This is a genomic window from Pseudomonas sp. SJZ131 (genome assembly GCF_007828705.1).
Taxonomy (GTDB): domain Bacteria; phylum Pseudomonadota; class Gammaproteobacteria; order Pseudomonadales; family Pseudomonadaceae; genus Aquipseudomonas; species Aquipseudomonas prosekii.
Genome location: NZ_VIVC01000003.1, coordinates 406,176 through 429,439, shown reverse-complemented (window position 1 = coordinate 429,439; position 23,264 = coordinate 406,176). Strand labels below are relative to the sequence as shown.

The following is a 23,264-nucleotide window of genomic DNA, read 5'->3' as shown; positions in this document are numbered from 1 at the left end:
ACGACGAGGGTTTTTTACAAGCGAAAAACTTACAGCAATGCGGGAATATTAGGGCCTTTGTTTTTTCCCAGAGCGCGCTAGAATGCGCCCCGAACGTGCGGAGAACTGTATGTGGCAACAGACTCTGATTACCCTGCGGGCGCGGCCCCGGGGCTTTCATCTGGTAACGGACGAGTTACTCGCCGGCCTGCCTGAACTCAAGGCGTGCCGGGTCGGTCTGTTGCACTTGTGGCTGCAGCATACCTCGGCGTCGTTGACCATCAACGAGAACGCCGATCCGGCGGTACGTCGCGACTTCGAACGATTTTTCAATCGGCTGATCCCACAAGGAACAGACGGCTTTGAGCATAACGACGAAGGCCTGGACGACCTCCCGGCGCACTTCAAGGCCAGCGTACTTGGCTGTCAGATCAGTCTGCCGATTGCGGCAGGTCGGTTGGCGTTGGGCACCTGGCAAGGCGTTTATCTGGGCGAGCACCGCGATTTCGGCGGTGCCCGTAAAGTCCTCGCCACCCTGCACGGTGAAGGGGCGTAACCGCTGGTTACAAGCGGTTGTAGAATTTTTTCCGGCAGCCTTCGACAGACGGCGTGGCTGGGCTATAACTAATCTGCTTTTCGCAAGTCATGAGGTAGAACATGAGCGACGATGATCTGGAAAACGACGACCTCGAAGTAGGCGACGAAGACGAGGCCGAAGAAGGCCTGGAAGCAGCGGCGGAAGACGTTGCTGAAGACGATGGCGGCGAAGCGCCGGCCCCGACCGCCAAAGGCAAAGCCAAGGCTGCGGTTTCGGTCGATGAGTTGCCAAGCGTCGAAGCCAAAAACAAGGAACGCGACGCCCTGGCCAAAGCCATGGAAGAGTTCCTGGCCAAAGGTGGCAAGGTGCAGGAAGTGGAGGCCAACGTGGTCGCCGATCCGCCCAAAAAGCCTGACAACAAGTACGGCAGCCGGCCTATCTAAACGCCTGTCACCTGCTTGCTTGCTGAAAAAGCCCGCCGTCGCTGCGGGCTTTTTCATGGGCGCTACAAAAGGCGTGGCACCACCCCCGTAGGAGCAAAGCTTGCTCGCGATAGCGGTGGGTCAGTTGATATCTGTGTTGGCTGACAGGGCCCCTTCGCGGGCAAGCCTCGCTCCTACAGGGTTGATGGCGTTCATGCGATTGGCGTACGACACAAATCCGTAGGAGCGAGGCTTGCCCGCGAAGAGGCCTTCACCTTCAAAATGGATGGGGCTGACCTACCGCTATCGCGAGCAAGCTTTGCTCCTACGGGCTTTGGGTCAGGCCGAAGCTGCGTTCCAGCGTGCCAGCAGCGCTGGCAAGTCGCTGAGGCGGCGGATTTCTGCGTCGGGCAAACGATCCGCTTCCCATGGCTTGCCGGTCGGGTTGAACCAGATTGCGCGCAACCCTGCCTGTTGGGCGCCGGCGATGTCGTCGCCGGGATGATCGCCAATGTGCACCGCGGTTTCGGCCACCGCACCGCCGCGCTGCAACGCTTCGTGAAACAGGCGCGCGTCTGGTTTGGCGATGCCGATGTCTTCGGCGCACAGCGCGAATTTGAAGTAATCCGCCAGCCCCAATCGGCGCACGTCGGCGTTGCCGTTGGTGACCACGCCGAGGGCGTAATGGTTGGCCAGAATCTCCAGCGTCGGCTCGACTTCGGGAAACACTTCAATCTGATGCCGCGCATGCAGAAACACTTCGAAACCCTTGTCGGCCAATGTCGACGCCTCGTCGTGGGCGTAACCGGCTTCTTCCATGGCGTGAAACAGCACGCGGCGGCGCAGGGCGCTGATGCGGTGTTTCAGGCCCGGCTCATTGCTCAACACGCGCTCACGAATCGCCCACAAATGCTCGACCGGCACCGCGCCGAGGTTCGGTGCGTGCTCGGCCAGCCATTCACGCAACACGGCTTCGGCGCTGGCGATCACCGGGGCGGTGTCCCACAAAGTGTCGTCGAGGTCGAAAGTGATCAACTGGATTGTCATGACTCATCGCCCTTGATTCGTTTGGCCCGTGGATGGGCGCTGTCGTAAACCGTCGCCAGATGCTGGAAGTCCAGGTGGGTATAAATCTGCGTGGTTTTAATGTCCGAGTGGCCGAGTAATTCCTGGACGGCGCGCAGGTCTTGCGAGGATTCCAGCAGGTGGCTGGCGAAGGAATGTCGCAGCATGTGCGGGTGCAGGTTCTGCCCCAATTCACGTTCGCCGGCAGCCTTGACCCGCACCTGAATCGCCCGTGGACCGAGGCGCCGGCCCTGCTGGCTGACAAACACCGCATCGTCCGCCGGGTTGGTCAGCGCCCGCAGCGGCAACCACAGTTCCAATGCTTCGCGGGCCTTTTTGCCGACCGGCAACAAACGCGTTTTGCTGCCCTTGCCGAGCACTTGAACCATGCCATCGGCCAAGTCCAGCTGATCAAGATTAAGCCCGGTCAGCTCGGAAAGGCGCAATCCCGAGGAATAGAACAACTCGAGAATTGCCTGATCGCGACGGGCCAGAAAATCATCCTCGACCGCGCCTTCCAGCAGTTGCAGCGCGCGGTCAGTGTCGAGGGTTTTCGGCAAGCGCCGTTCGCCTTTCGGCGGCGCCAGGCCATTGGCCGGGTCGTGATCGCACAGGCCTTCGCGGTTCAGGTAGTGATAGAGCCCGCGCACCGCCGACAACAACCGCGCCAGGCTACGCGACGATTGCCCTTGGGAATGCAGGCGCGCGATCAGGCTGCGCAGGCGTTGAATGTCCAGCGCGGCCCAACTGTCGATGTTCTGTTTGACGCACCAGCCGAGCACTTTGTCGAGGTCGCGGCGGTAGGCGTAAAGCGTGTGCGGCGACACCTGCCGCTCACTGCGCAAGTGTTCGCAGTAAGCGTCCAGTTGTCGTTCCACGATCAGCGTACCGAGCGTAACGAGTTGTTGACCCGTGGCAGCACGCGGCCCATGACTTCGGCGATGTAGCTCAAAAACAGCGTGCCGACCGAGCTTTTGTAGTGCTGCGGATCGCGGCTGGCGATGGCCAGGATGCCGTGGATGCCTTGATGGCTGATCGCGACCACGGCGGTCGAACCGATCTGCTTGCGCTGTTCTTCGCCGAACAAAAAGTCCAGTTCATGCTCGCGCAGGCTGCCGCTGACGCTTTTGTCTTCCGAGAGCAGTCCGCCGATCGCGGTTTGCGCTTCGGCGTGGGTGACCCAGCGGCCGACCGGCATCGGGTTGTCGCCGAGCAGAATCAGGCTGACAAAAGGCACCTGGAAGTCCTGGCGCAAGCTGTCTTCGACGCTGATCACCACGTCTTCGAGGCTGGCGGCGTCCATCAGCGAAAGGATCAGGCGCCGGGTTTTGTCGAAGAGGCGGTCGTTGTCGCGCGCGACGTCCATCAGGTGCGAAAGACGATGGCGCAGTTCGATATTGCGATCGCGCAGGATGGTCATCTGGCGTTCCACCAGCGACACGGTGTCGCCGCGCTGGTGGGGGATGCGCAACGCCGGGAGCAATTCTTCGTGCTCGACGAAGAAATCCGGATGAGCCTCCAGGTACGCGGCAATCGCCGCCGCCTCAAGGCTTTCGGAAGGGGATTCGTCGGGCTGCGGGGCGGGGACCTGGGGCTTATCTTTCATGGATTTGGCTCTCTCAAAGACGTACTTGTCCTTCGTATACACGCACTGCCGGCCCGGTCATCACGACCGGGTGGCCAGGGCCTGCCCATTCAATGGACAGACGCCCGCCGGGCAGGTCGATCAAAAGCGGCGAATCCATCCACCCCTGGCTGATCGCAGCCACTGCTGCAGCGCAGGCGCCGGTGCCGCAGGCCTGGGTTTCCCCGGCCCCGCGTTCCCAAACGCGCAACTGCGCACGGTTACGGTCGATGACCTGGAGGAAACCGACATTGACCCGCGCCGGGAAGCGCGGATGGTGTTCGATTTTGCGCCCCAGTTCATGCACTGGCGCGTTGTTGATGTCGCTGACCCGCAAGACCGCGTGCGGGTTGCCCATCGACACGGCAGCCAGTTCGACCACGTTGCCGTCGACTTCGAGCTGATAGCTCAAGGCCTGGCCTTCGGCTTCGAACGGGATATCGGCCGGCACCAGACGCGGTGCGCCCATGTCGACGCTGATCTGGCCATCGCTGCGGATATCCAGTTCGATAATGCCGCTTTTGGTCTCGACGCGGATCTGCCGTTTTGCGGTCAGGCGCTTGTCGAGCACGAAGCGGGCGAAGCAGCGCGCACCGTTGCCGCACTGCTCCACTTCGGAACCGTCGGAGTTGAAGATCCGGTAACGGAAATCCACGTCCGGGTTGCTCGGTGCTTCGACGATCAGCAACTGGTCGAAACCGATGCCGGTGTGCCGATCGCCCCATTGTTTGGCGTGTTTGGGCAGGATGTGCGCGTGCTGGCTGACCAGGTCGAGGACCATGAAGTCATTGCCCAGGCCGTGCATCTTGGTAAAACGCAGCAGCATGGTTTTACTCCGGCAGCAGGCTTTCGCCAGCGAACAACTCGGCTACCGTCTCACGGCGACGCACTTCAAATGCCTGATCACCGTCCACCAACACCTCGGCGGTACGCCCGCGCGTGTTGTAGTTGGAACTCATGACAAACCCGTAGGCGCCGGCCGAATGAATCGCCAGCAGATCGCCTTCTTCCAGCGCCAACTCACGTTCCTTGGCCAGGAAGTCGCCGGTTTCGCAGATCGGCCCGACGATGTCGTATGGGCGCGCGGCGCTGTCGCGCGGGCGCACTGGCGTGACGTCCATCCAGGCCTGGTAAAGAGCCGGGCGGATCAGGTCGTTCATGGCCGCATCGACGATGGCGAAGTCTTTGTATTCGGTGTGCTTGAGGTATTCGACCTGGGTCAGCAGCACGCCGGCGTTGGCGACAATGAAGCGGCCCGGTTCGAACAGCAGCGTCAGGTCGCGACCGTCGCAGCGCTCGCGCACGGCTTTGATGTAGTCGGCCACCAGCGGCGGCTCTTCATCGCGATAACGCACGCCGACGCCGCCGCCGAGGTCGATGTGGCGCAGGTAAATGCCGCATTCGCCAAGACGATCGATCAATCCGAGCAGGCGATCAAGCGCATCGAGGAAGGGTGGCAGGGTGGTCAGTTGCGAGCCGATGTGGCAATCGACGCCCAGCACTTCCAGGTTCGGCAGTTGCGCGGCGCGGATGTACACGTCTTCGGCGTCGGCAATGGCGATGCCGAACTTGTTCTCTTTGAGGCCGGTGGAAATGTACGGGTGGGTGCCGGCATCGACGTCCGGGTTGACGCGCAGCGAGATCGGCGCGCGAACGCCGAGTTCGGCGGCGACCACTTGCAGGCGTTCGAGCTCGTCGGTGGATTCGACGTTGAAGCAGTGCACGCCGACTTCGAGGGCGCGGCGCATGTCTTCACGAGACTTGCCGACGCCGGAGAAGACGATTTTGTCGGCGCTGCCGCCAGCCGCCAGGACGCGTTCCAGTTCACCACGCGAGACGATGTCGAAGCCGGCGCCGAGGCGGGCCAGGACATTCAGCACGCCAAGGTTGGAGTTGGCCTTGACCGCAAAACACACCAGGTGCGGCACGCCGGCCAGCGCATCGGCGTAGGCCAGGTACTGGGCTTCGATGTGGGCGCGCGAGTAGACGTAGGTCGGCGTGCCAAAGCGTTCGGCGATGGCGGACAGGGCCACGCCTTCCGCGAACAGCTCACCGTCACGGTAGTTAAAAGCGTCCATGGCGTTCCCTTATTATTGGTAGACGTCGTGCTTGTGTGCTTTGGAAGCAGGCTGTTGTTGTGACGATTTGGCCTGTTCGACAGGGTCCTGGTCGTCATCGGGCAGGTACAGCGGGCCTTTTTGACCACAGGCCGACACAAGGCAAGCAACCGCGACGAGCGCAGCAAGGGAAGAGATCAGGCGCTTCATGGCGAAATCCTTGAAAATGCGTTAATTGCGCCGGAGTATACCGGCCACCCGGCAGCTTGCCTATGTAACGCCGCTCCCGTCCGGCGGGCCTTGTGACAATGCAGGCCAGCCAAGTGCAATCCCGGTGGGGGCGAGCTTGCTTGCGATGGCGTAGTGTCGGGCACCATTGATGTTGAATATGATGGCCACTTCGCGAGCAGGCTCGCTGCCACAGGTTTCGTGGTTGCCCTTGGTCGTTATCCTTTGCATTCACTGGGGCTCGCCCGTATCTTGCGGCGCTTGAGCGTGATCAGACACTTTTTGAGGTTCCTGCAATGAGTTTGACCGAAGCCCGTTTCCACGATCTGGTCGATGCCACCCAGCAGTCGTTGGAGGATATTTTCGATGAGAGTGATCTGGATATTGATCTGGAGAGTTCAGCCGGTGTGTTGACGGTGAAGTTCGAGAATGGCAGTCAGTTGATTTTCAGTCGGCAGGAGCCGTTGCGGCAGTTGTGGCTGGCGGCGGTGTCCGGCGGGTTCCACTTCGACTATGACGAGGAAAGTGAGCGCTGGATGTGTGACAAGAGTGAGGAGCAGTTGGGCGAGATGCTTGAGCGGATCGTCAAGCAGCAGGCGGGTGCTGAATTTGATTTTGAAGGTTTGTGATTCTGTGACTGAGCCGGTAGCTGTTCGTCCGCCCAAGCCGCTCTACAGCAATGTCAGCCCGGCGGTGCCTTCGCCGTGCAGCGGCGTGTGCCGGCTCGATGAACAGAAGGTTTGCCAGGGGTGTTTTCGCCATGTCGAAGACATTCGTGAATGGCGTTCGGCGGATGATGAGCGGCGGCGGGTGATTTGTGCCCAGGCTACTCAACGCAAATCTGCGATCTGAGCGCTGACTGTGGCGAGGGAGCTTGCTCCCGTTCGGCTGCGCAGCAGTCGTCGCTTTTTGCGGGACCGCTTCGCACCCCAGCGGGGCGAGCTCCCTCGCCACAATAGTCTGCGTCGGGGGCTTGGTCGGCCTCACTTGTTTATTTATTGTGCTGTGATAGTGTCCGGAAACGCCTCAACTCATCGAGGCTCGTGAAAACCCCGCCTTTTTCTGGCGGGGTTTTGCTTTTTTTGTGCAGAAGAAAGGAGTCTGCCTGGATCATGACCGTACCTTCCATCACCCTTACCCGTCTGGACGTGCAACGTCTGGAGCGCCTGATTGACAGCCTGGATGACACGCTGCCGGGCGTTATCGCGCTGCAAACCGAGTTGGATCGCGCCGATACTCTGGTCGGTCACGATGAAGTGCCCGCGGATGTCGTGACCATGAATTCCCGTGTGCACTGCCGCGAAGAAGGCAGTGGCAAGGATTACCACCTGACTCTGGTTTATCCCAAGGATGCCAATGCCGACGAAGGCAAGATTTCCATTCTGGCGCCGGTCGGCAGTGCGTTGCTCGGGCTGAAAGTCGGCCAGCACATTGACTGGCCAGCACCGGGTGGCAAGACGTTGAAACTCACCCTGCTGGAAGTTGAATCGCAGCCGGCCAATGGCGGCGATTTTCCGGAGTAAGCGCTCAGACCTGCTCGAGTGCCTCGTTCAGGGCGCGCTCCAGGTCGGCCTTGTAGCGTAGATACAAATTGCTCGAACTCTGCCCATCACCGAGCAGCCCCGACAAGTCGAGGTCGGTGATGTAGCAGCGGTAACGTTCCGTTTCGCGGCGTTGTTCGATGATTTCCCGCGCGACCACCGTAAACACCTGATCGCCAAACTCCAGTTCCGAAAACTCCCGTTGATTGCAATACAACGTCACCTGCACCTGTCCCGGTGCGGCTTTGCCGATGATTGCCTGGACGTCGTAGAACGCTTTGTCGGATGCGGTCTGCGGCGCGGGGCGCGGTTCGACGCGGCGGGCGCGGCCGGGGCCGGAGGGTAATAACTGGTAATACAAAGTGTCGAGGCTCAACGGCTGGGCGGCGTCCATCGGCAGCAGGGCTTCGCGGCGATAGAGGATCGATTGCAGGAAGCGTTGCAGCGGCACCAACAGGCTTTGTTCGTCGTGGTACGGCAAGCGTTGTTGCCACAGCGCGTTGAATTCATCCAGCACGTAAACATCGGCCTGTTGCTCGGTGATCCGGTAGAACACCTGAATGCATTCGGGCTGGCCCATCGGCAGCAGCAGCGCGATGTCCTGTTCTTCGAGGGCCATCGGGTCGAGGTGCAGCGGGCTGTAGCTCGCCAGTTCTTCGCCAAGGTAATCGAACAGCGCCGGCAGGGTGGCGAGGGCGATGTGGTTGACCTGGCCGGGGATCAATTCGAGCACGTGGTAATGCTGCTGCACCTGAATCAGATAGCGATGATTGAGTTTGCTCAGCAGCAGGTTCTGCGCGGTATCGAGAATTTCCTCGACGCGGCGGGCAATGAATTGCGCGCGGTTGTGGCAGAAGCAGCGCACCTGTAAACGCACCTGCGAGCGTTGCTGCAGCGGACTTTTCGGCAGGTTGTTGAGGTAATCGCGGACGCAATCGAGCAACGCATGGGCGCCGTCGTAACGGCTGACCAGCACTTCGTTCCAGCTATTGAGGGTGACTTGATCGAGCGTCAGCACCAGATTTTCGCGCACGCCGGCGTAGCTCAGCGAATCGGTGCGTTCGGTGGTCATCAGGATGTTGAGGTCGCGATGATGCTTGAGCGGATCGACGCCGACGTTCACCAGAATCAGCACTTCGCTCGGCACGCTGGGGCGTAACAGCGCGTCTTCGGCGACGCTGGTCAGGGGCAGAGCGATGGTTTGTTGCAGGCTGCCGAGCAGGTTGAACAGTTCGAATTCGCTCAAATCGCTGGTGCCGGGGTGCAGCGCCAGACGGGTGCTGCTGTCGATCACGCCGTTGCGGTGGCACCACGTCAGCAGTTCGAGCAATTCGCGGCTGCGTTTGATCGGCGCGAAATGCTCCCACTCATGCGCGGTCAGGCTGCCGTTGTACAAACCCCATTGCGTCTGGCCCGGTTCTTTCTTGTTCGGCGCCTGCACCAGCGTCAAGGTGTCTTCGGCCAGATCCGGGGCGATGCCCGGGTTGATGAATTCGACCTTGTCGGCCTTGCGCTCGAACGCCGCGTACAGGCGCCGACCGAGCACGTTGAGGTCGCGTTTGTTGATCAAGCTAACGGTTTGTTCGGTGCGAGCGAATTGGGTCAGGAAGCGGTAGCTGTAATTCAGTTCGCTGACCAGCGCCCGGCGTTCGCTGCCGACCTGACGGACTTTCCACTGACTGCGGCTATCGAGCAACGCCAGGTGCCGCTGGTCCCACTGCCATTCGTTGGCCAGGCGTTCGAGCAATAAACGTTGCCAGCTCTGGGTGCGGCTGCTGCCGGCGGTGAGTTTGCGATTGACCTTCAGGTACAACGCGCGGCGCACGACTTCGAGGCGCTCGGGCTCGTTACGCGCAGTCAGGTATTCCTCGATGCGCCGGTAAACCACGATGTACGGGTCCAGCTCGTCGAGGTCGAGCTGGTTGGCAAACACCGCTTGTTTGAAGCGCAGGCTCAGGCACTGGACCTGCGGATGTTCGCTGGCGTAGGCCTCGATCAGCAGCAGTTTGAGCACGGATTTGTACGGTGATTCGATGCCCTTGAACAACTGCCATAGCCCGGCACCGATGAATTCTCCCGGCGGAATGTGCGCCAGATTGCCCAGGTCGAGGGTTTCGTCGGCGCGGATAAAGCGTTTGGACACCAGCGTGTGCGTGTACTCGTTGTAGCTCGCCTCTTCGTAGACCGGCACCAGCCACCAGATCGGCGTGCGTCCGGCGAGCCAGATGGCGGTGCGGTAGAACTCATCGAGCAGCAGATAATGCTGAGTGGTGCCGCAGTCTTCCGAGCTCAACTGCGTATCGCGTTCACCGCGAACAAAGCGGCTTGGGTCAATCAGGAAGAAGTGCGCCTCGGCACCCTGGCTGGCGGCCCAGACTTCGAGCAACTGACATTTTTTGCGCAGCTCGGCGAGTTCGCTTTCGCTCAGGTCCGGGCCGTGGCACACCCACACGTCCATGTCGCTCTGGTCCGCCTGCGCGAGGGTGCCGAGGCTGCCCATCAGGAACAGTCCGAGAATCGGTCGCGGCGGATTGCTGCCGTGGCGCGTCTTGTAGGAAAACGAGCGGGTCAGGCGCTGGGCTTCGGTGAGGGTGTTGGCGTCAGGCTCATAATTCGACAGCCCGGCGGGCGTGCTGCCGGACACATAACCCGGCAGCAGCGGGTGGTTGACGTGGAAAAACAGCGGCAGCAGGGTCACCACGGCTTGCTGGCGCGTCGACAAACCTTCCATCGCCCGAGCCATCCGGCATTCGTTGAGTTTGAGAAAACGTGCGCGCAGCTGGCTGAGAACCTTGCGGTCGATTCCCTCGTCCAGATCGGGGCGGATTTCATGGGTGCGGGTCATGTCAGCTCAAACCGGCTCGCGAAGCTCGGACGTGGGGTCAGCGGATGAGGGGCAGTTTAGCGCCTCGGCCCCGGGAGTTTTAAGCTGAATTTGATTTTTGACGCCAGATTTCCAGCGAGCGGCGTCAGTTGGCCCGCGGAAATCCCGTGGCAGGGGTTCCCGTGGGCGAAACGCTGAGGCTCAGGCTGTTTCTTCGACGCTCAGAATGGTCAGGACGGTTTGCACATTTTGCGCAGCGTCACGACCCAGGCTGGTCAGGTAACCGCCGTCGGGCTGGTCGATCAGTTCTTTTTCGTGCAGGCGTTTGGCGGCGGCAATGTGTTTCGGGGCAGCGGTCTGATGAATTTTCAAACCTTCCTGGGAACTGTCCAGGTTGAAGAGGGCAAGGACTTCCAGTTCGGCAACCAACTCAGGGGTAAGCGACATAAGGACTCCAGACTTTCTAGGAATTGGACGACAGCGCCCCTAAGGTGAGCCCACTCGTGCGGCATGTCCAGTGCTTGCATCAGGGTTTTTTCGCCTTGGGAAGCAATCCCGGCAGCGGGGTGCGTACCAGTGTAGACAGGGTCTGGAAGAACGGAGCAGATGTTACTTGTAGGAGCGAGGCTTGCCCGCGAAGCTTTTGGCGTTATCGAGGACGCCTTCGCGGGCAAGCCTCGCTCCTACAGGAGGCGGGCGTGTTTACTGCTTCTCTGGCGGCAATTCTGGCAGCGCGCGCAGGGCTGTTTCGTACCATTCGGTATTGAACGCGCGGTCTTCTTCGAGGATCGCGTCGATTTCCACTGCCAGCACGTGGGCCATCAGGCTGAGGATTTCTTCACGCTCGTAACCCACCAGGGTCAGCTTGTTGAAGGTCGCTTTGGCCGCTGGCGGGTTGTCGCTTTCGATCTGGTTTTCAATCGCTTCGATCAGCGTGTTCTCGGTGAATTCTTCTTCGTCGCTATCGATGTCAGTCGGCTCGCTCATGGCAGGCTCCTCAAGGTAAGGCGGGCAGTTTACCTGCATTCAGCGCTGTGATGCTGCTGGCAAGAAACGCCTCGGCGATCTATAAACAGGCACTGCCCACCCCGCACGGCCTGGAGGCTTCGTGATGCTCAAGCTTTATGGATTTTCCGTCAGCAACTACTACAACATGGTCAAACTGGCGCTGCTGGAGAAGGGACTGCCGTTCGAAGAAGTGCTGTTTTACCCGACCGCAACCCCGGAGGCACTGGCCATCAGCCCGCGCGGCAAAGTACCGGTGCTCGGCGTCGATCAGGGTTTTGTCAACGAAACCAGCGTGATCCTCGAATACCTCGAACACAGCCAGAAAGGCACGCCGCTGCTGCCCAGCGATCCCTTCGAGCGCGCGCAGGCCCTGGCGCTGGCCAAGGAAATCGAGCTGTACATCGAACTGCCGGGCCGCGCCTGTTATGGCGAAGCATTTTTCGGCTCGCCAGTGCCGGACGCGATCAAGGACAAGAGCAAATCCGAGTTGCTGCTGGGTTTTGCCTCGTTGGGCAGGCACGGCAAATTCGCCCCGTATGTGGCGGGCGACCGGCTGAGCATTGCCGATTTGTACTTTCTCTACAGCGTGCCGCTGGCCTGCGCGGTCGGGCAGAAGCTGTTCGGGATTGATCTGTTGGCCGAGATGCCGGCGGCGAAGGCGCTGCTGGAAAGGCTGGAGCAGAACCCGCATGTGCAGCGGATTGCGGCGGACAAGGACGCAGCCATGCCAGGGTTTATGGCGATGATTGCGGCCAAGAAGTAAGGGTTTGGTAGCGCTTCTGCGGATGTCATCGCGGGCAAGCCTTGCTCCCACAGGGTTTACGCAATCCCTGTAGGAGCGAGGCTTGCCCGCGAAGCTTTTAACGGCTGGCGAGCAACGCCTGACCGCGCGCCACAGCCTGCTTGACCTGCGCCGGCGCAGTCCCGCCGATGTGGTCACGGGCATTCACCGAGCCTTCCAGCGTCAGCACCGCAAACACGTCCTGATCGATCTGATCGCTGAATTTGCGCAGCTCTTCCAGGCTCATTTCCGCCAGGTCCTTGCCGCTTTCCACGCCGTACTTCACCGCGTGGCCGACGATCTCGTGGCAATCGCGGAAGGGCAGACCACGGCGCACCAGATAGTCGGCGAGGTCGGTGGCGGTGGAGAAACCACGCAGCGCCGCTTCGCGCATCATCGCGTGCTTGGGTTTGATCGCCGGGATCATGTCGGCAAACGCGCGCAGCGAGTCGCGCAAAGTGTCGGCGGCGTCGAACAGCGGTTCCTTGTCTTCCTGATTGTCCTTGTTGTAGGCCAATGGCTGGCCCTTCATCAAGGTCAGCAGGCCCATCAGCGCGCCGAAAACGCGGCCGGTCTTGCCACGCACCAGCTCTGGCACGTCGGGGTTTTTCTTTTGCGGCATGATCGAGCTGCCGGTGCAGAAACGGTCCGGCAGATCGATGAACTGGAATTGCGCACTGGTCCACAGCACCAGCTCTTCGGAGAAGCGCGACAAGTGCATCATCGCGATGCTCGCGGCCGAGCAGAATTCGATAGCAAAGTCACGATCCGAGACGTTATCCAGCGAGTTGCCGCCGACGGCATCGAAGCCCAGCAGTTGCGCGGTGTATTCGCGGTCGATCGGATAGGTGGTGCCCGCCAGCGCGGCGCTGCCCAGTGGCATGCGGTTGGTGCGCTTGCGGCAATCGACCAGGCGCTCGTAGTCGCGGCTGAGCATTTCGAACCAGGCCAACATGTGATGGCCGAAGGTCACCGGTTGCGCGGTTTGCAGGTGAGTGAAGCCGGGCATGATGCTGCCAGCCTCGCGCTCGGCCTGCTCCAGCAAGCCTTTTTGCAGGCGGGTGATTTCAGCGAGGATCAGGTCAATCTCGTCACGCAGCCACAGGCGAATGTCGGTAGCGACCTGGTCGTTACGGCTGCGCCCAGTGTGGAGTTTTTTGCCGGTCACGCCGATGCGATCAGTCAGGCGTGCCTCGATGTTCATGTGCACATCTTCGAGGTCGATGCGCCAGTCGAACTGGCCGGCTTCGATTTCGCCCTGAATGGTTTTCAGGCCGTCGCTGATGCTGTCGCGCTCGGCATCGGTCAGCACGCCGACCTTGGCCAGCATGGTGGCGTGGGCGATCGAGCCCATGATGTCGTGGCGATACAGGCGCTGGTCGAAAGTGACGGAGGCGGTGAAGCGGGCGACGAAGGCGTCGACGGGTTCACTGAAGCGGCCGCCCCAGGACTGATTGGTCTTGTCAGTGCTCATGAATTCGCTCGTATCGGCTTGAAGAAAGTTGGCGTTTTACGCTGGGGCGGATAATAACAGGGTTGCCAATCCTGTCGTTGACGCTGGTCGCGACGTTTTTTTCTCATGTGCGGGGCCATACTCGGGCAATGCCGGCGGTTAATGCGCAACGATATTTTTCAATTGAGCAATATCGCGCCGGCAACCGTCTACAGTTGGACAGTAGGAACAGCGCACTTCTGTGCGCTGGCGCTGCCTATAAAAAAAGGGGGTGTTCATGGTGTGTATCAGCAAACCCTACGGCGATGCCTCGGCCAGCTCTTGCGGCAGTGCCTTGCCAGCGCGGGCCTGGGCCGCCAAACGCCCGGCAGTTGAAAATTTAGCCGCCGGTCTCGCGGCACTTTTTAGCCCTCGCGCCAGTCTTAGCGTGGATCGCGGTGACGGATGTCACTTCACCTGTCTACGCTATCCTTGTGCGAGACTCACGCAGGAATCCAGCGCAATATGAATGTCCTGATCGTTGATGACGAACCCCTAGCCCGCGAGCGCCTGAGCCGAATGGTCGGTGAACTCGAGGGATACAGTGTCATGGAACCCGGAGCCACGAACGGCGAAGAGGCGTTGGCGCTGATCGACAGCCATAAACCGGATATCGTGCTGCTCGATATCCGTATGCCGGGCCTCGACGGCCTGCAAGTGGCTGCCCGATTGTGCGAACGCGAAACCCCGCCAGCCGTGGTTTTTTGCACCGGCCCTGACGATTTTGCCGAAGAGGCGATGCAAGCCAGCGGCGTGGTTTACCTGGTCAAACCGGTGCGCGCCGAAGCGTTGCTCGAAGCCTTGAAGAAGGCCGAGCGCCCCAACCGCGTGCAACTTGCCGCCCTAACGCGCCCAGCCGCCGAAACCGGTAGCGGCCCACGCAGCCACATCAGTGCCCGTACCCGCAAAGGCATCGAGCTGATCCCGCTGGGTCAGGTGGTTTACTTCATTGCCGACCACAAATACGTGACCTTGCGCCACGAGGGCGGCGAAGTGCTGCTGGATGAACCGCTGAAGGCTCTGGAAGACGAATTCGGCGACCGCTTCGTGCGCATCCACCGCAACGCGTTGGTCGCTCGCGAGCGCATCGAACGCCTGCAACGCACTCCATTGGGGCATTTTCAGCTGTTCCTCAAAGGTCTGAACGGTGATGCGTTGATCGTCAGCCGGCGTCATGTGGCCGGTGTGCGCAAAATGATGCAACAGCTTTAGTCCGCCAGTCTCAGGCGGATTCACAGAAGATTGCCGGACGTTGAGGGCCAGGGAGGCCATGCAGTTCCTGATACAAGTCAAAGTGGATTTGGCTGAGCTGTTATTATCCGCCGTATCTTTTCAGTACGGATTGATCCATGTCCTCTCGCGAAATCCGCATCGCCACCCGTAAAAGTGCGCTGGCCCTCTGGCAGGCCGAATACGTCAAAGCTCGCCTCGAACAAGCTCATCCAGGTTTGCTGGTGACGCTGGTGCCCATGGTCAGTCGCGGCGACAAGCTGCTCGACTCGCCACTGTCGAAAATCGGCGGCAAGGGCCTGTTCGTCAAGGAACTGGAAACCGCGCTGCTGGAGGATCAGGCCGACATCGCCGTGCACTCGATGAAAGACGTGCCGATGGACTTCCCTGAAGGCCTCGGTCTGTTCTGCATCTGCGAGCGCGAAGACCCGCGCGACGCCTTCGTTTCCAACACTTACGCCAGCCTCGAAGAATTGCCTGAAGGCAGCATCGTCGGCACCTCGAGCCTGCGCCGTCAGGCTCAGTTGCTGACACGTCGGCCAGACCTGGAAATCCGCTTCCTGCGCGGCAACGTCAACACCCGCCTGGCCAAGCTGGATGCTGGCGAGTACGACGCGATCATTCTCGCCGCCGCCGGTTTGATCCGTCTCGGTTTCGAAGACCGCATCACCTCGGCGATCAGCGTCGACGACAGCCTGCCGGCCGGTGGCCAAGGCGCGGTGGGCATCGAATGCCGCAGCGCCGACACGCGAATCCACGCCTTGCTGGCGCCGCTGCATCACCACGACACCGCCACCCGAGTCATCGCTGAACGCGCCCTCAATAAACACCTGAATGGCGGCTGCCAAGTGCCGATCGCTTGCTACGCCGTGCTTGAAGGCGAGCAGATCTGGTTGCGTGGTCTGGTCGGTGATCCGAGCGGCGGCCTGCTGCTCAGCGCCGAGGCCCGGGCGCCGCGCGGCTCTGCCGAATCGCTGGGTGTGCAGGTTGCCGAAGACCTGCTCAACCAAGGCGCCGGCGACATTCTCAAGGCAGTTTACGGCGAGGCAGGTCACGAGTGAGCGGCTGGCGCCTGCTGCTGACGCGCCCCGCCGATGAGTCGGCGGTGCTGCGCAGCGTGTTGGCCGAGCAGGGGATTTTCAGCAGTTGCCTGCCGCTTTTGGAGATCGAGCCGATTGCTGCCTCTGCCACAATGCGCGCGGTGATCGGCGAGCTCGATCACTTCTGTGCGGTGATCGTGGTCAGCAAACCTGCCGCGCGAATCGGCGTTGATCTGCTCAGCCAGCAATGGCCGCAGCCACCGTCGTTGAAATGGTTCACTGTGGGCGCCGCGACTGCGCAAATCCTCGAGGATTTCGGGCTCGATGTGAGCTTCCCGGTGGATGGCGATGACAGCGAAGCCTTGCTTGATCTTCCCGAGTTGCGCGAGGCTGTCGCCCGGCCTGATCCGCGCGTGTTGATCATGCGCGGGGAGGGCGGGCGCGAGTTGCTCGCTGAGCGTTTGCGCGAGCTTGGTGCTAGTGTCGAATATCTGGAGTTGTACCGCCGCTGCTTGCCGCACTATGCGCCGGCCGAGCTGCCCGCGCGTATCGAAGCGGAACGCTTGAACGGGCTGGTGGTCAGCAGTGGACAGGGTTTTGCGCACCTGCAGCAATTGGCGGGCGCTGCCTGGCCGCAATTGGCGCAGTTGCCGTTGTTTGTTCCAAGCCCAAGGGTCGCCGAGCTGGCACGTGCCGCCGGGGCCCAAACAGTTGTGGATTGTCGTGGCGCGAATGCCACGGCTTTGCTGACGGCGTTACGGGAGCAACCCGTACCCGTTCTCTAATGCAAAGGATGGATACGTGAGCGAAACAGCCTTGCCTAAAGATGATGTGCAACCCGTGCTTAACAAGCCGGTTGAACCGCCAGTTGAAACTGGCCCGCCTGCTGCCGTGCAGCGCCGAGGCAATGGATTGGCCATCGTCGCCCTGTTGCTCGGTGCCGCCGGGGTCGCCGTGGGCGGTTGGGGAGTCTGGCAGGTGCGTCACCTGCAAGCCAATAATCAACAGCAGCTCAGCCAGGTCCAGGCGCTGAACGATACGGCGCAAAGCCTCAAGCTCAATGATCAGCGCCTGACCTCGCGTCTCGAACAGTTGCCCGCCGCCGAAGAACTGGATGCGCGCAACCGTCTGGTGGCGCAACTTCAGGGCGATCAGCAGCGCTTGAATCAACGCCTGGAAACCGTCCTCGGCGCCAGCCGCAAGGATTGGCGCTTGGCTGAGGCCGAGCATTTGCTGCGTCTGGCGAGCCTGCGTCTGTCTGCGTTGCAGGACATCAGCAGCGCTCAGGCGCTGGTGCAGGGCGCGGACGAAATCCTCCGTGAACAAAACGATCCAGGTTCCTTTGCCGCTCGCGAGCAAGTGGCGAAAACCCTGGTGGCGTTGCGCAGCACCGAGCAGCCGGACCGCACCGGGCTGTTTCTGCGATTGGGCGCGTTGCGCGATCAAGTGATCAACCTCACCGAGCTCGCGCCGGAGTACAAGGACCGTGGCGAATCGCTGCTGGGCCTGACCGCCGATGCGGATGGTTCGAGTCGTTGGGCGCAGTGGTGGGATCAGATTTCGCATTACATTCGCATCGATTTCAACGCTGACAAAAATGTCCGTCCGCTGCTGGCCGGGCAGAGCCTGAGCCAGGTGCGTCTGGCCCTGAGCCTGGCGCTGGAGCAGGCGCAGTGGGCCGCGCTCAATGGTCAGGCGCCGGTGTATACCCAGGCGCTGGCCGAGGCGCGCGATGTGCTCAAGGGTAATTTCAACCCGGACAACCCGCAAAGCAAAGTCATGCTTGAGCAGGTTGGCGAGTTGAGCAAAGAGCCGGTCACTGTGGTCACGCCAGACCTGGCGGGCACGCTCAGCGCCGTTCAGGGTTATCTGGAGCGGCGCAATGTGAATGCCGAGGAATCGATCAAACCGCTGGCCAAACCTGACGCGAGCGCCGCGCAGGAGGCGACGCCATGAAACGCCTTTATGTGATCCTGTTTCTGGTGATCGCGGCCGCTGCGGCGCTGGGGCTGGCGATTGCCGAACACTCCGGTTACGTGCTGATCGCCTACAAGAGCTTTCGCTTCGAATCGAGCCTGTGGGCGACCCTGGCGTTGGTCGCGGTGCTGTGGCTGGTGTTCTGGGGTATCAAGGTGTTGATCGGACTGGTGACGACCTCGGGTGGAGTGGTCAATCCATGGTCGCGGCGCAACCGCAGCCGTCGGGTGCAAGTGGCGATCGAACATGGGCAGATGGACCTCGCCGAGGGCCGCTGGGCGAGTGCTCAGCGTCACCTGCATCGTGCCGCCGAAGCCGAGCGTCAACCGCTGTTGTACTACCTCGGCGCAGCGCGCGCGGCTAACGAATTGGGTCATTACGACGAGAGCGACAGCTTGCTTGAGCGCGCTCTGGAGCGCCAACCGCAAGCCGAGTTGGCGATTGCCTTGAGCCACGCGCAATTGCAGACCGATCGCGGCGACACCGACGGTGCGCTGGCAACCCTGCAAACCATGCACGAACGCCATCCGCACAATGCGCAGACGTTGCGTCAGTTGCAGCGATTGCATCAACAGCGCGGTGATTGGTCGGCGGTGATTCGTTTGCTCCCGGAGCTGCGCAAGGACAAGGTTTTGCCTGCGGCGGAACTGGCTGAGCTGGAGCGTCGCGCGTGGGGCGAAAACCTCAGTCTGGCGGCGCACAGTGAGGAGGACGGAACAGTCGGCTTGCAGTCGCTGACCCGCGCCTGGCAGCAACTGACCAATGCTCAGCGGCAAGAGCCACAACTGGTTTTGGCCTACGCCGAGCAATTGCGCCAGTTGGGCGCGCAGGTCGAGGCCGAAGAAGTGCTGCGCACGGCGCTCAAGCGCAATTACGACAGCCATCTGGCGCGGCTTTACGGCTTGGTGCGTGGCAGCGATCCGTCGCGGCAACTGCAGACGGCCGAAGGCTGGCTCAAGGATCATCCGGGCGATGCGAGCCTGCTGCTGACGCTGGGCCGTTTGTGCCTGCAAAGCAGTTTGTGGGGCAAGGCGCGCGATTATCTGGAAAGCAGCCTGCGCGTGCAGCGTAATCCGGAAGCTTGCGCCGAACTGGCGCGGTTGCTGGCGCAACTGGGCGATACCGAGCGCAGTAACCAGTTGTTTCAGGAAGGCTTGGGTTTGCTGGATGAACGCTTGCTGGCCGCGCCACTGCCGGTCCCTGCTCGGGTCTGACTCACGACCGCAATTTGCTCGTTGTAGCAGCTGCCGAGCCCGCGAGGCTGCGTTCGGCTGCGAAGCAGTCGCCAAACCTGCGCACGCGATTTTCCTGAAACACCGCAGTGCCTGAATCACGACTGCTGCGCAGCCGGACGCAGCCTCGCAGGCTCGGCAGCTGCTACATAAAGTGGTGATGTGTGGGCTAAGCCGCTGCTACAAGTTCCGTGTGCGTCGGGAGCGTTTTTGGGCGTTGGATCGGCTGATTAATTGGCTGGATGTCGAGCTCTGTGGTCCCCGATCGGCTTAGTCCTACAAGGGACTACGCCGATTCCTCTCGTTCCTGTCGGGAATTCCCTACACCTCTGGTGAACTGTCCGTGCCGGGCCGTCTTGAAAGCCTGCTGCGCTTTCCTCTACCGTAACCCTCTGTCTCTATTGGTACGGATTAGCCATGTCTTTGGCCTGCTCACGCTCATTGTTTTTCATGGCATTCACCGCGGCTGCATTGGCCCTTGGCGTTTCCTTTCACCTGGAATACGTGGTCGGACTCAAACCTTGCGGGTTGTGTCTGTTGCAGCGGGGCTGCCTCGCGCTGCTGATGATTGTCTACCTGATCGCGTCGGTTCACGGGCCGCGCCGTTTCGGCTCATTCGTCTATTGGCTGGCGGGTGTTGGCGCCAGTCTCGGCGGGACCATCACGGCGTGGCGCCAAGTGCTGCTGCAAAGTGATCCGCAGCAATTCGCGGTGTGTTCGCCGACCTTCGACAACCTGTTTGGCTCCATGCCTTGGACCTGCGCGCTGCGGCGACTGTTCGAGGGTGATGCCGATTGCGCGGAGATTTCCTGGACGCTGTTCGATCTGAGCATCCCGGAATGGAGCCTGCTGTTCTTCGTCGCGATGCTTATCCTCGGTGCCTATCAATTGCTGCGCCACGTCTGGGTCGCCTGTCTGCGGCCGCTCAGCGGCGAGTCGTCGCACCCGGCCATAGCAGGTGATTAAACACTTGTATGAACTTTATCTCCTGCGTACCTTGAAGCCATTGTCGTGCGGGCATAATCTGGCCCGCACGTGTCATTGGAATTATGTTGCTCGATGACGCTCTGCCTGGCCGATTCTTGACCTTCAAGGGTGCGACAGGTGTAGGGCAGCATGACCCACAAGGGAAGAGAGATCACCATGCTCGAAAGTTGTCAGAATGCTCAGGAACGCTGGGGTGGAGTGCATCTGCTGATCGACCGCTGGTTGCAGGAGCGTCACGAACTGGTTCGGGCCTATGATGCTCTCGGCGCCAAGCCCGAAGCGCTGGGCGAGAACGCTAAACTGCTGCAGGAATTTTGCGGTGTGCTGGTCGATTACGTGTCGGCGGGTCACTTCGAAATCTACGAACAGCTCACCGGTGAAGCCAAGGCCTTTGGTGACACGCGCGGTCTGGAGCTGGCCGAGACGATTTATCCGCGCATCGACGTCATCACCGAGAAGCTGCTCGCGTTCAACGACCTGTGCGATGCCGGCAAATGCGTCGCCGAAAAATTCAAGGAATTGGGTGGCCTGTTGCACGAACGTTTCGAACTGGAAGATTGCCTGATCGAAGTGCTGCACACGGCGCACAAGGAAGAGGATTCGGTTCAGGCCTGAACCCTTTCCGGCAACACAAGAAAACGGTGCGCTATGCGCGCCGTTTTTCGTTTGCGCGATTCAGCTGCTGGCGCCGCGCAATTCAACTTCGAACACCAGCGGGGTGAACGGCGCGATCAGGTCGCCGGCACCGTCGGCGCCATAAGCCTGGGCCGATGGAATCACCAACCGCCACTTCGCGCCGACCGGCATATTTTGCAGAGCGATCCGCCAACCGGTGATCACGCTGTCGAGGCTGAACCATTGCGGTTGGCTGTTCTGGTCGAACACGGTGCCATCGGGCAAGCGACCGATATACAACACCTGGACCTTGCCGGTGGGGCCAGCCTTGGCGCCAGTGCCAGGCGTCAACTCGGTCAGCAAAATCCCTTCATCCAATTGACGAACGCCGGGCCGGGCTTTTTCCTGAGTGAGAAAACGCTGCTCTTTTTCCAGCGCTTCTTCGGTCTGCGACACCGCCGGTTGCTCGGCAATCTGCGCTTCGTGCTCGGCGAGGATCTGTTCGATCTGCGCGTCTTTCAATGCCAACGGCTTGCCTTGATAGGCTTGCTGCAAACCTTCGATCAGCGCCTGCAATTGCAGGTCCGGAACCTCTTGGCGCAAGCGTTCACCGAGGCTGGCGCCGAGGCTGTAAGCGAGATCGTGAGCATCATTTGCCGCGGTTTTTTCCGCCGCTTGAACTGCGGAAAAACACACCAGCAAGGATAAAAAAACGTAACGCGACATGGGCACTCTCCGACCTCAGATGCGGGGGATTATGCCAGTGCGAATGCGTCGAACGGTGAACTGCTTTTGCGCCAACGCAGAACATTTTCGATCCCGTGCAACGCAGCGCTGTGCTTACTGTCAACATGACCTAGCAGCGGCGTCAGCAGAAGTCTAGTATGAGCCGCACTCACGTCAGCCAGGAGGTAAACCATGTCGGCCACCAAGAAGCCTGTAAATACTCCGTTGCACTTACTTCAACAACTGTCGGGCAGCCTGCTCGAACATTTGGAAACCGCTTGTTCGCAAGCCTTGGCTGATGCTGAAAAACTGCTCGCCAAACTGGAAAAACAGCGCGGCAAAGCACAAGAAAAACTGCACAAATCCCGTACCAAATTGCAAGACGCGGCAAGCGCCGGCAAAGCCAAGGCACAGGCCAAGGCAAAGGACGGCGTCAAGCAACTCGAAGACTTGCTCGATGCGTTGAAAGATCGCCAGTCCGAGACTCGCAGCTACATTCTGCAACTCAAGCGCGATGCTCAGGAAAGCCTGAAACTGGCCCAGGGTATCGGTCGCGTTCAAGAGGCTGTCGGCAAAGCGTTGTCCCAGCGTTCGGCGAAACCTGCTGCAGCACCGGCGAAGAAAACTTCGGCCAAACCTGTGACTGAAAAAGCGGCGTCCAAGACTGTGGTCAAACCGGCTGCCAAAGCATCGAGCAAAGCAGCGTCGAAACCGGCTGCCAAAACTGCTTCGAAAGCTGTAGCGAAAAAACCCGTCGCCGCCAGCGCCGCGAAATCCACAGCTAAAACGACAGCTGCAAAACCTGCTGCTGCCAAGCCTGCTGTGGCGAAAACCACCGCTGCTAAAACCACCGCTGCGAAATCGACTGCTGCCAAGTCGACAGCCGCGAAGTCGACACCAGCAAAAACCGCAGCCGCTAAACCTGCTGCGAAACCAGCTGCCAAAACTGCCGCAGCGAAACCTGCTGCCAAGTCGGCCGCCAAACCCGCCGCTGCGAAAACCGCTGCCAAACCTGTTGCCGCAAAAGCACCGGCCAAACGAGCTGCTGCAAAACCTGCTGCTAAAACCGCCGCCGCCAAACCTGCTGCGAAAACTGCTGCTGCCAAGCCAGCTACCGCCAGCGCTGCAAAACCAGCCGCTGCCAAACCTGCGGCCAAAACGACTGCTGCAAAACCAGCCGCCAAGCCTGCAGCCAAACCCGCAGTGAAAAAACCAGCTGCCGCCAAACCAGCTGCTGCGAAACCTGCTGCCGCCAAACCGGCCACCGCGCCAGTCGCCAAGCCTGCTACTCCAGCCCCGGCGCCGGCCGCCGCGCCTGCGCCAGCCGCCAGCACCTCGACCACAACTGCCGCGCCAACGCCGGCAGCATCGTCGAGCACCGGCACCAACCCAACCAGCGCTTCCTAAGCGCCGGTCACCGCGACGCGCAGCTGCTGCAGCGCGTCGCGGTCCAGGTTGGCGGCGCCCGCCGCCACACCTTCCAGCCAGGCCGATGGTTCGGTCAGCTGATCTCGCGGCCAGTTCTCGGCTGTTCGTTCCAGTCGCACCAGCAAATGCCGTTCGGCCTGCAACTCCAACGTCTTGATGTGTTCGCGCAACGCCGCGAGGTCGATGTCGTCAGCGGCAGCGGTTTTCCATTGCGTGCGCAACGCGCGAAGCGGCCGCACGACCGTCGCCTCCCACGGCCCGACGATCTCTGAAAGTTGCCGCAAACGTTGCGCCGTGCAGGCCACGCCGCGTTGTTCCAGCCACAACCCGCACAGCAACAGGCAAACATTTGCCCCCGCCGCCTGCCATTGCAGGCACAGGCCTTCCACGCCGGGACGGGCGTAAGTGTTCAGGGAAAAGCTCCACAGGTCAGAGGACATAGTGCTACTCGCGCCAGTTGCGAGCGAAGC

Annotated in this window: 26 protein-coding genes; 14 read left to right on the top strand and 12 right to left on the bottom strand. The window is 60.9% G+C overall.

The genetic code is table 11. From position 1 onward, the window contains the following. Nucleotides 1-109: 109 nt before the first annotated feature. Together FBY12_RS16195 and sutA are read left to right on the top strand one after the other, a co-directional pair. A complete protein-coding gene (locus FBY12_RS16195; RefSeq protein ID WP_092276307.1) occupies nucleotides 110-535 on the top strand; it encodes a secondary thiamine-phosphate synthase enzyme YjbQ in 426 nt (141 codons plus the stop codon). Between the two features lie 101 nt (nucleotides 536-636). Continuing rightward, on the top strand, nucleotides 637-960 hold the full coding sequence (gene sutA, locus FBY12_RS16190; RefSeq protein ID WP_101208236.1) for a transcriptional regulator SutA: 324 nt from the start codon (nucleotides 637-639) through the stop codon (nucleotides 958-960). A gap of 318 nt (nucleotides 961-1,278) precedes the next feature. On the opposite strand, the gene FBY12_RS16185 is transcribed toward sutA, so the two are convergent. From FBY12_RS16185 to FBY12_RS16160, 6 genes are read right to left on the bottom strand one after another with little or no spacing between them, the layout of a single operon-like run. Continuing rightward, nucleotides 1,279-1,986: an HAD family hydrolase gene (locus FBY12_RS16185; protein WP_145253933.1), complete on the bottom strand. Its 708-nt coding sequence runs from the start codon at nucleotides 1,984-1,986 to the stop codon at nucleotides 1,279-1,281. Beyond that, a complete protein-coding gene (gene xerC / locus FBY12_RS16180; RefSeq protein WP_145253930.1) occupies nucleotides 1,983-2,882 on the bottom strand; it encodes a tyrosine recombinase XerC in 900 nt (299 codons plus the stop codon). The genes FBY12_RS16185 and xerC overlap by 4 nt, the downstream gene beginning before the upstream one ends. Before the next feature lie 2 nt (nucleotides 2,883-2,884). Next, nucleotides 2,885-3,610: a DUF484 family protein gene (locus FBY12_RS16175; protein WP_145253927.1), complete on the bottom strand. Its 726-nt coding sequence runs from the start codon at nucleotides 3,608-3,610 to the stop codon at nucleotides 2,885-2,887. 13 nt (nucleotides 3,611-3,623) lie between these two features. Next, on the bottom strand, nucleotides 3,624-4,454 hold the full coding sequence (gene dapF / locus FBY12_RS16170; RefSeq protein ID WP_121733390.1) for a diaminopimelate epimerase: 831 nt from the start codon (nucleotides 4,452-4,454) through the stop codon (nucleotides 3,624-3,626). Nucleotides 4,455-4,458: 4 nt separating this feature from the next. Next, nucleotides 4,459-5,706, bottom strand: coding sequence for a diaminopimelate decarboxylase (gene lysA, locus FBY12_RS16165; RefSeq protein WP_145253924.1), 1,248 nt, complete (start codon nucleotides 5,704-5,706; stop codon nucleotides 4,459-4,461). Nucleotides 5,707-5,718: 12 nt separating this feature from the next. Beyond that, complete coding sequence (locus FBY12_RS16160) at nucleotides 5,719-5,895, bottom strand: lipoprotein (protein ID WP_121733388.1); 177 nt, start codon at nucleotides 5,893-5,895, stop codon at nucleotides 5,719-5,721. A 314-nt stretch (nucleotides 5,896-6,209) separates the two neighbouring features. On the opposite strand from FBY12_RS16160, the gene cyaY reads away from it, so the two are divergent. The 3 genes from cyaY to rnk all read left to right on the top strand — a co-directional run bounded on the left by cyaY (nucleotide 6,210) and on the right by rnk (nucleotide 7,436). After that, on the top strand, nucleotides 6,210-6,542 hold the full coding sequence (gene cyaY / locus FBY12_RS16155) for an iron donor protein CyaY (protein WP_017341439.1): 333 nt from the start codon (nucleotides 6,210-6,212) through the stop codon (nucleotides 6,540-6,542). A gap of 4 nt (nucleotides 6,543-6,546) precedes the next feature. After that, on the top strand, nucleotides 6,547-6,765 hold the full coding sequence (locus FBY12_RS16150; RefSeq protein WP_145253921.1) for a DUF1289 domain-containing protein: 219 nt from the start codon (nucleotides 6,547-6,549) through the stop codon (nucleotides 6,763-6,765). A gap of 260 nt (nucleotides 6,766-7,025) precedes the next feature. Continuing rightward, on the top strand, nucleotides 7,026-7,436 hold the full coding sequence (gene rnk, locus FBY12_RS16145) for a nucleoside diphosphate kinase regulator (protein WP_092276339.1): 411 nt from the start codon (nucleotides 7,026-7,028) through the stop codon (nucleotides 7,434-7,436). A 4-nt stretch (nucleotides 7,437-7,440) separates the two neighbouring features. On the opposite strand, the gene FBY12_RS16140 is transcribed toward rnk, so the two are convergent. From FBY12_RS16140 to FBY12_RS16130, 3 genes are all read right to left on the bottom strand, one after another. After that, on the bottom strand, nucleotides 7,441-10,299 hold the full coding sequence (locus FBY12_RS16140) for a class I adenylate cyclase (protein WP_145253918.1): 2,859 nt from the start codon (nucleotides 10,297-10,299) through the stop codon (nucleotides 7,441-7,443). 180 nt (nucleotides 10,300-10,479) lie between these two features. After that, nucleotides 10,480-10,725, bottom strand: coding sequence for a TIGR02647 family protein (locus tag FBY12_RS16135; RefSeq protein ID WP_092276346.1), 246 nt, complete (start codon nucleotides 10,723-10,725; stop codon nucleotides 10,480-10,482). Nucleotides 10,726-10,980: 255 nt separating this feature from the next. Continuing rightward, nucleotides 10,981-11,265 carry a hypothetical protein gene (locus FBY12_RS16130; protein WP_121733385.1) on the bottom strand — a complete coding sequence of 95 codons (285 nt, stop codon included), beginning with the start codon at nucleotides 11,263-11,265 and terminating at the stop codon, nucleotides 10,981-10,983. 124 nt (nucleotides 11,266-11,389) lie between these two features. On the opposite strand from FBY12_RS16130, the gene FBY12_RS16125 reads away from it, so the two are divergent. Continuing rightward, a complete protein-coding gene (locus FBY12_RS16125) occupies nucleotides 11,390-12,049 on the top strand; it encodes a glutathione S-transferase family protein (RefSeq protein WP_145253916.1) in 660 nt (219 codons plus the stop codon). 97 nt (nucleotides 12,050-12,146) lie between these two features. Here the strand turns inward: FBY12_RS16125 and argH are convergent, their stop codons facing one another. Then, nucleotides 12,147-13,541 (bottom strand): argininosuccinate lyase, encoded by a 1,395-nt coding sequence (gene argH, locus FBY12_RS16120; RefSeq protein ID WP_092276358.1) that lies wholly within the window; start codon nucleotides 13,539-13,541, stop codon nucleotides 12,147-12,149. A gap of 483 nt (nucleotides 13,542-14,024) precedes the next feature. On the opposite strand from argH, the gene FBY12_RS16115 reads away from it, so the two are divergent. From FBY12_RS16115 to rsd, 7 genes are all read left to right on the top strand, one after another. Further along, on the top strand, nucleotides 14,025-14,771 hold the full coding sequence (locus FBY12_RS16115; RefSeq protein ID WP_092276361.1) for a LytTR family DNA-binding domain-containing protein: 747 nt from the start codon (nucleotides 14,025-14,027) through the stop codon (nucleotides 14,769-14,771). Nucleotides 14,772-14,908: 137 nt separating this feature from the next. After that, entirely contained in the window at nucleotides 14,909-15,850 is a 942-nt protein-coding gene (hemC, locus tag FBY12_RS16110) for a hydroxymethylbilane synthase (RefSeq protein WP_145253913.1), read from the top strand. Then, nucleotides 15,847-16,614, top strand: coding sequence for a uroporphyrinogen-III synthase (locus FBY12_RS16105; RefSeq protein ID WP_145253910.1), 768 nt, complete (start codon nucleotides 15,847-15,849; stop codon nucleotides 16,612-16,614). Before hemC ends, FBY12_RS16105 begins: the two co-directional genes overlap by 4 nt. A gap of 16 nt (nucleotides 16,615-16,630) precedes the next feature. Further along, a complete protein-coding gene (locus FBY12_RS16100; RefSeq protein ID WP_145253907.1) occupies nucleotides 16,631-17,785 on the top strand; it encodes a uroporphyrinogen-III C-methyltransferase in 1,155 nt (384 codons plus the stop codon). After that, the gene (locus FBY12_RS16095) at nucleotides 17,782-19,020 is read left to right on the top strand and encodes a heme biosynthesis protein HemY (RefSeq protein WP_145253904.1); all 1,239 of its coding nucleotides are present in this window, start codon (nucleotides 17,782-17,784) and stop codon (nucleotides 19,018-19,020) included. The genes FBY12_RS16100 and FBY12_RS16095 overlap by 4 nt, the downstream gene beginning before the upstream one ends. A gap of 435 nt (nucleotides 19,021-19,455) precedes the next feature. Then, on the top strand, nucleotides 19,456-20,004 hold the full coding sequence (locus FBY12_RS16090; RefSeq protein WP_145253902.1) for a disulfide bond formation protein B: 549 nt from the start codon (nucleotides 19,456-19,458) through the stop codon (nucleotides 20,002-20,004). 177 nt (nucleotides 20,005-20,181) lie between these two features. Next, nucleotides 20,182-20,640: a sigma D regulator gene (gene rsd / locus FBY12_RS16085; protein ID WP_145254546.1), complete on the top strand. Its 459-nt coding sequence runs from the start codon at nucleotides 20,182-20,184 to the stop codon at nucleotides 20,638-20,640. Between the two features lie 60 nt (nucleotides 20,641-20,700). On the opposite strand, the gene FBY12_RS16080 is transcribed toward rsd, so the two are convergent. Then, nucleotides 20,701-21,366: an FKBP-type peptidyl-prolyl cis-trans isomerase gene (locus FBY12_RS16080; protein ID WP_145253899.1), complete on the bottom strand. Its 666-nt coding sequence runs from the start codon at nucleotides 21,364-21,366 to the stop codon at nucleotides 20,701-20,703. A 192-nt stretch (nucleotides 21,367-21,558) separates the two neighbouring features. Between FBY12_RS16080 and FBY12_RS16075 the strand changes: the two genes are divergently transcribed. Then, a complete protein-coding gene (locus FBY12_RS16075) occupies nucleotides 21,559-22,773 on the top strand; it encodes an AlgP family protein (protein WP_145253895.1) in 1,215 nt (404 codons plus the stop codon). Here the strand turns inward: FBY12_RS16075 and FBY12_RS16070 are convergent. Next, on the bottom strand, nucleotides 22,770-23,234 hold the full coding sequence (locus tag FBY12_RS16070; RefSeq protein ID WP_145253893.1) for a TIGR02444 family protein: 465 nt from the start codon (nucleotides 23,232-23,234) through the stop codon (nucleotides 22,770-22,772). The genes FBY12_RS16075 and FBY12_RS16070 overlap by 4 nt on opposite strands. Nucleotides 23,235-23,264 lie beyond the last annotated feature (30 nt).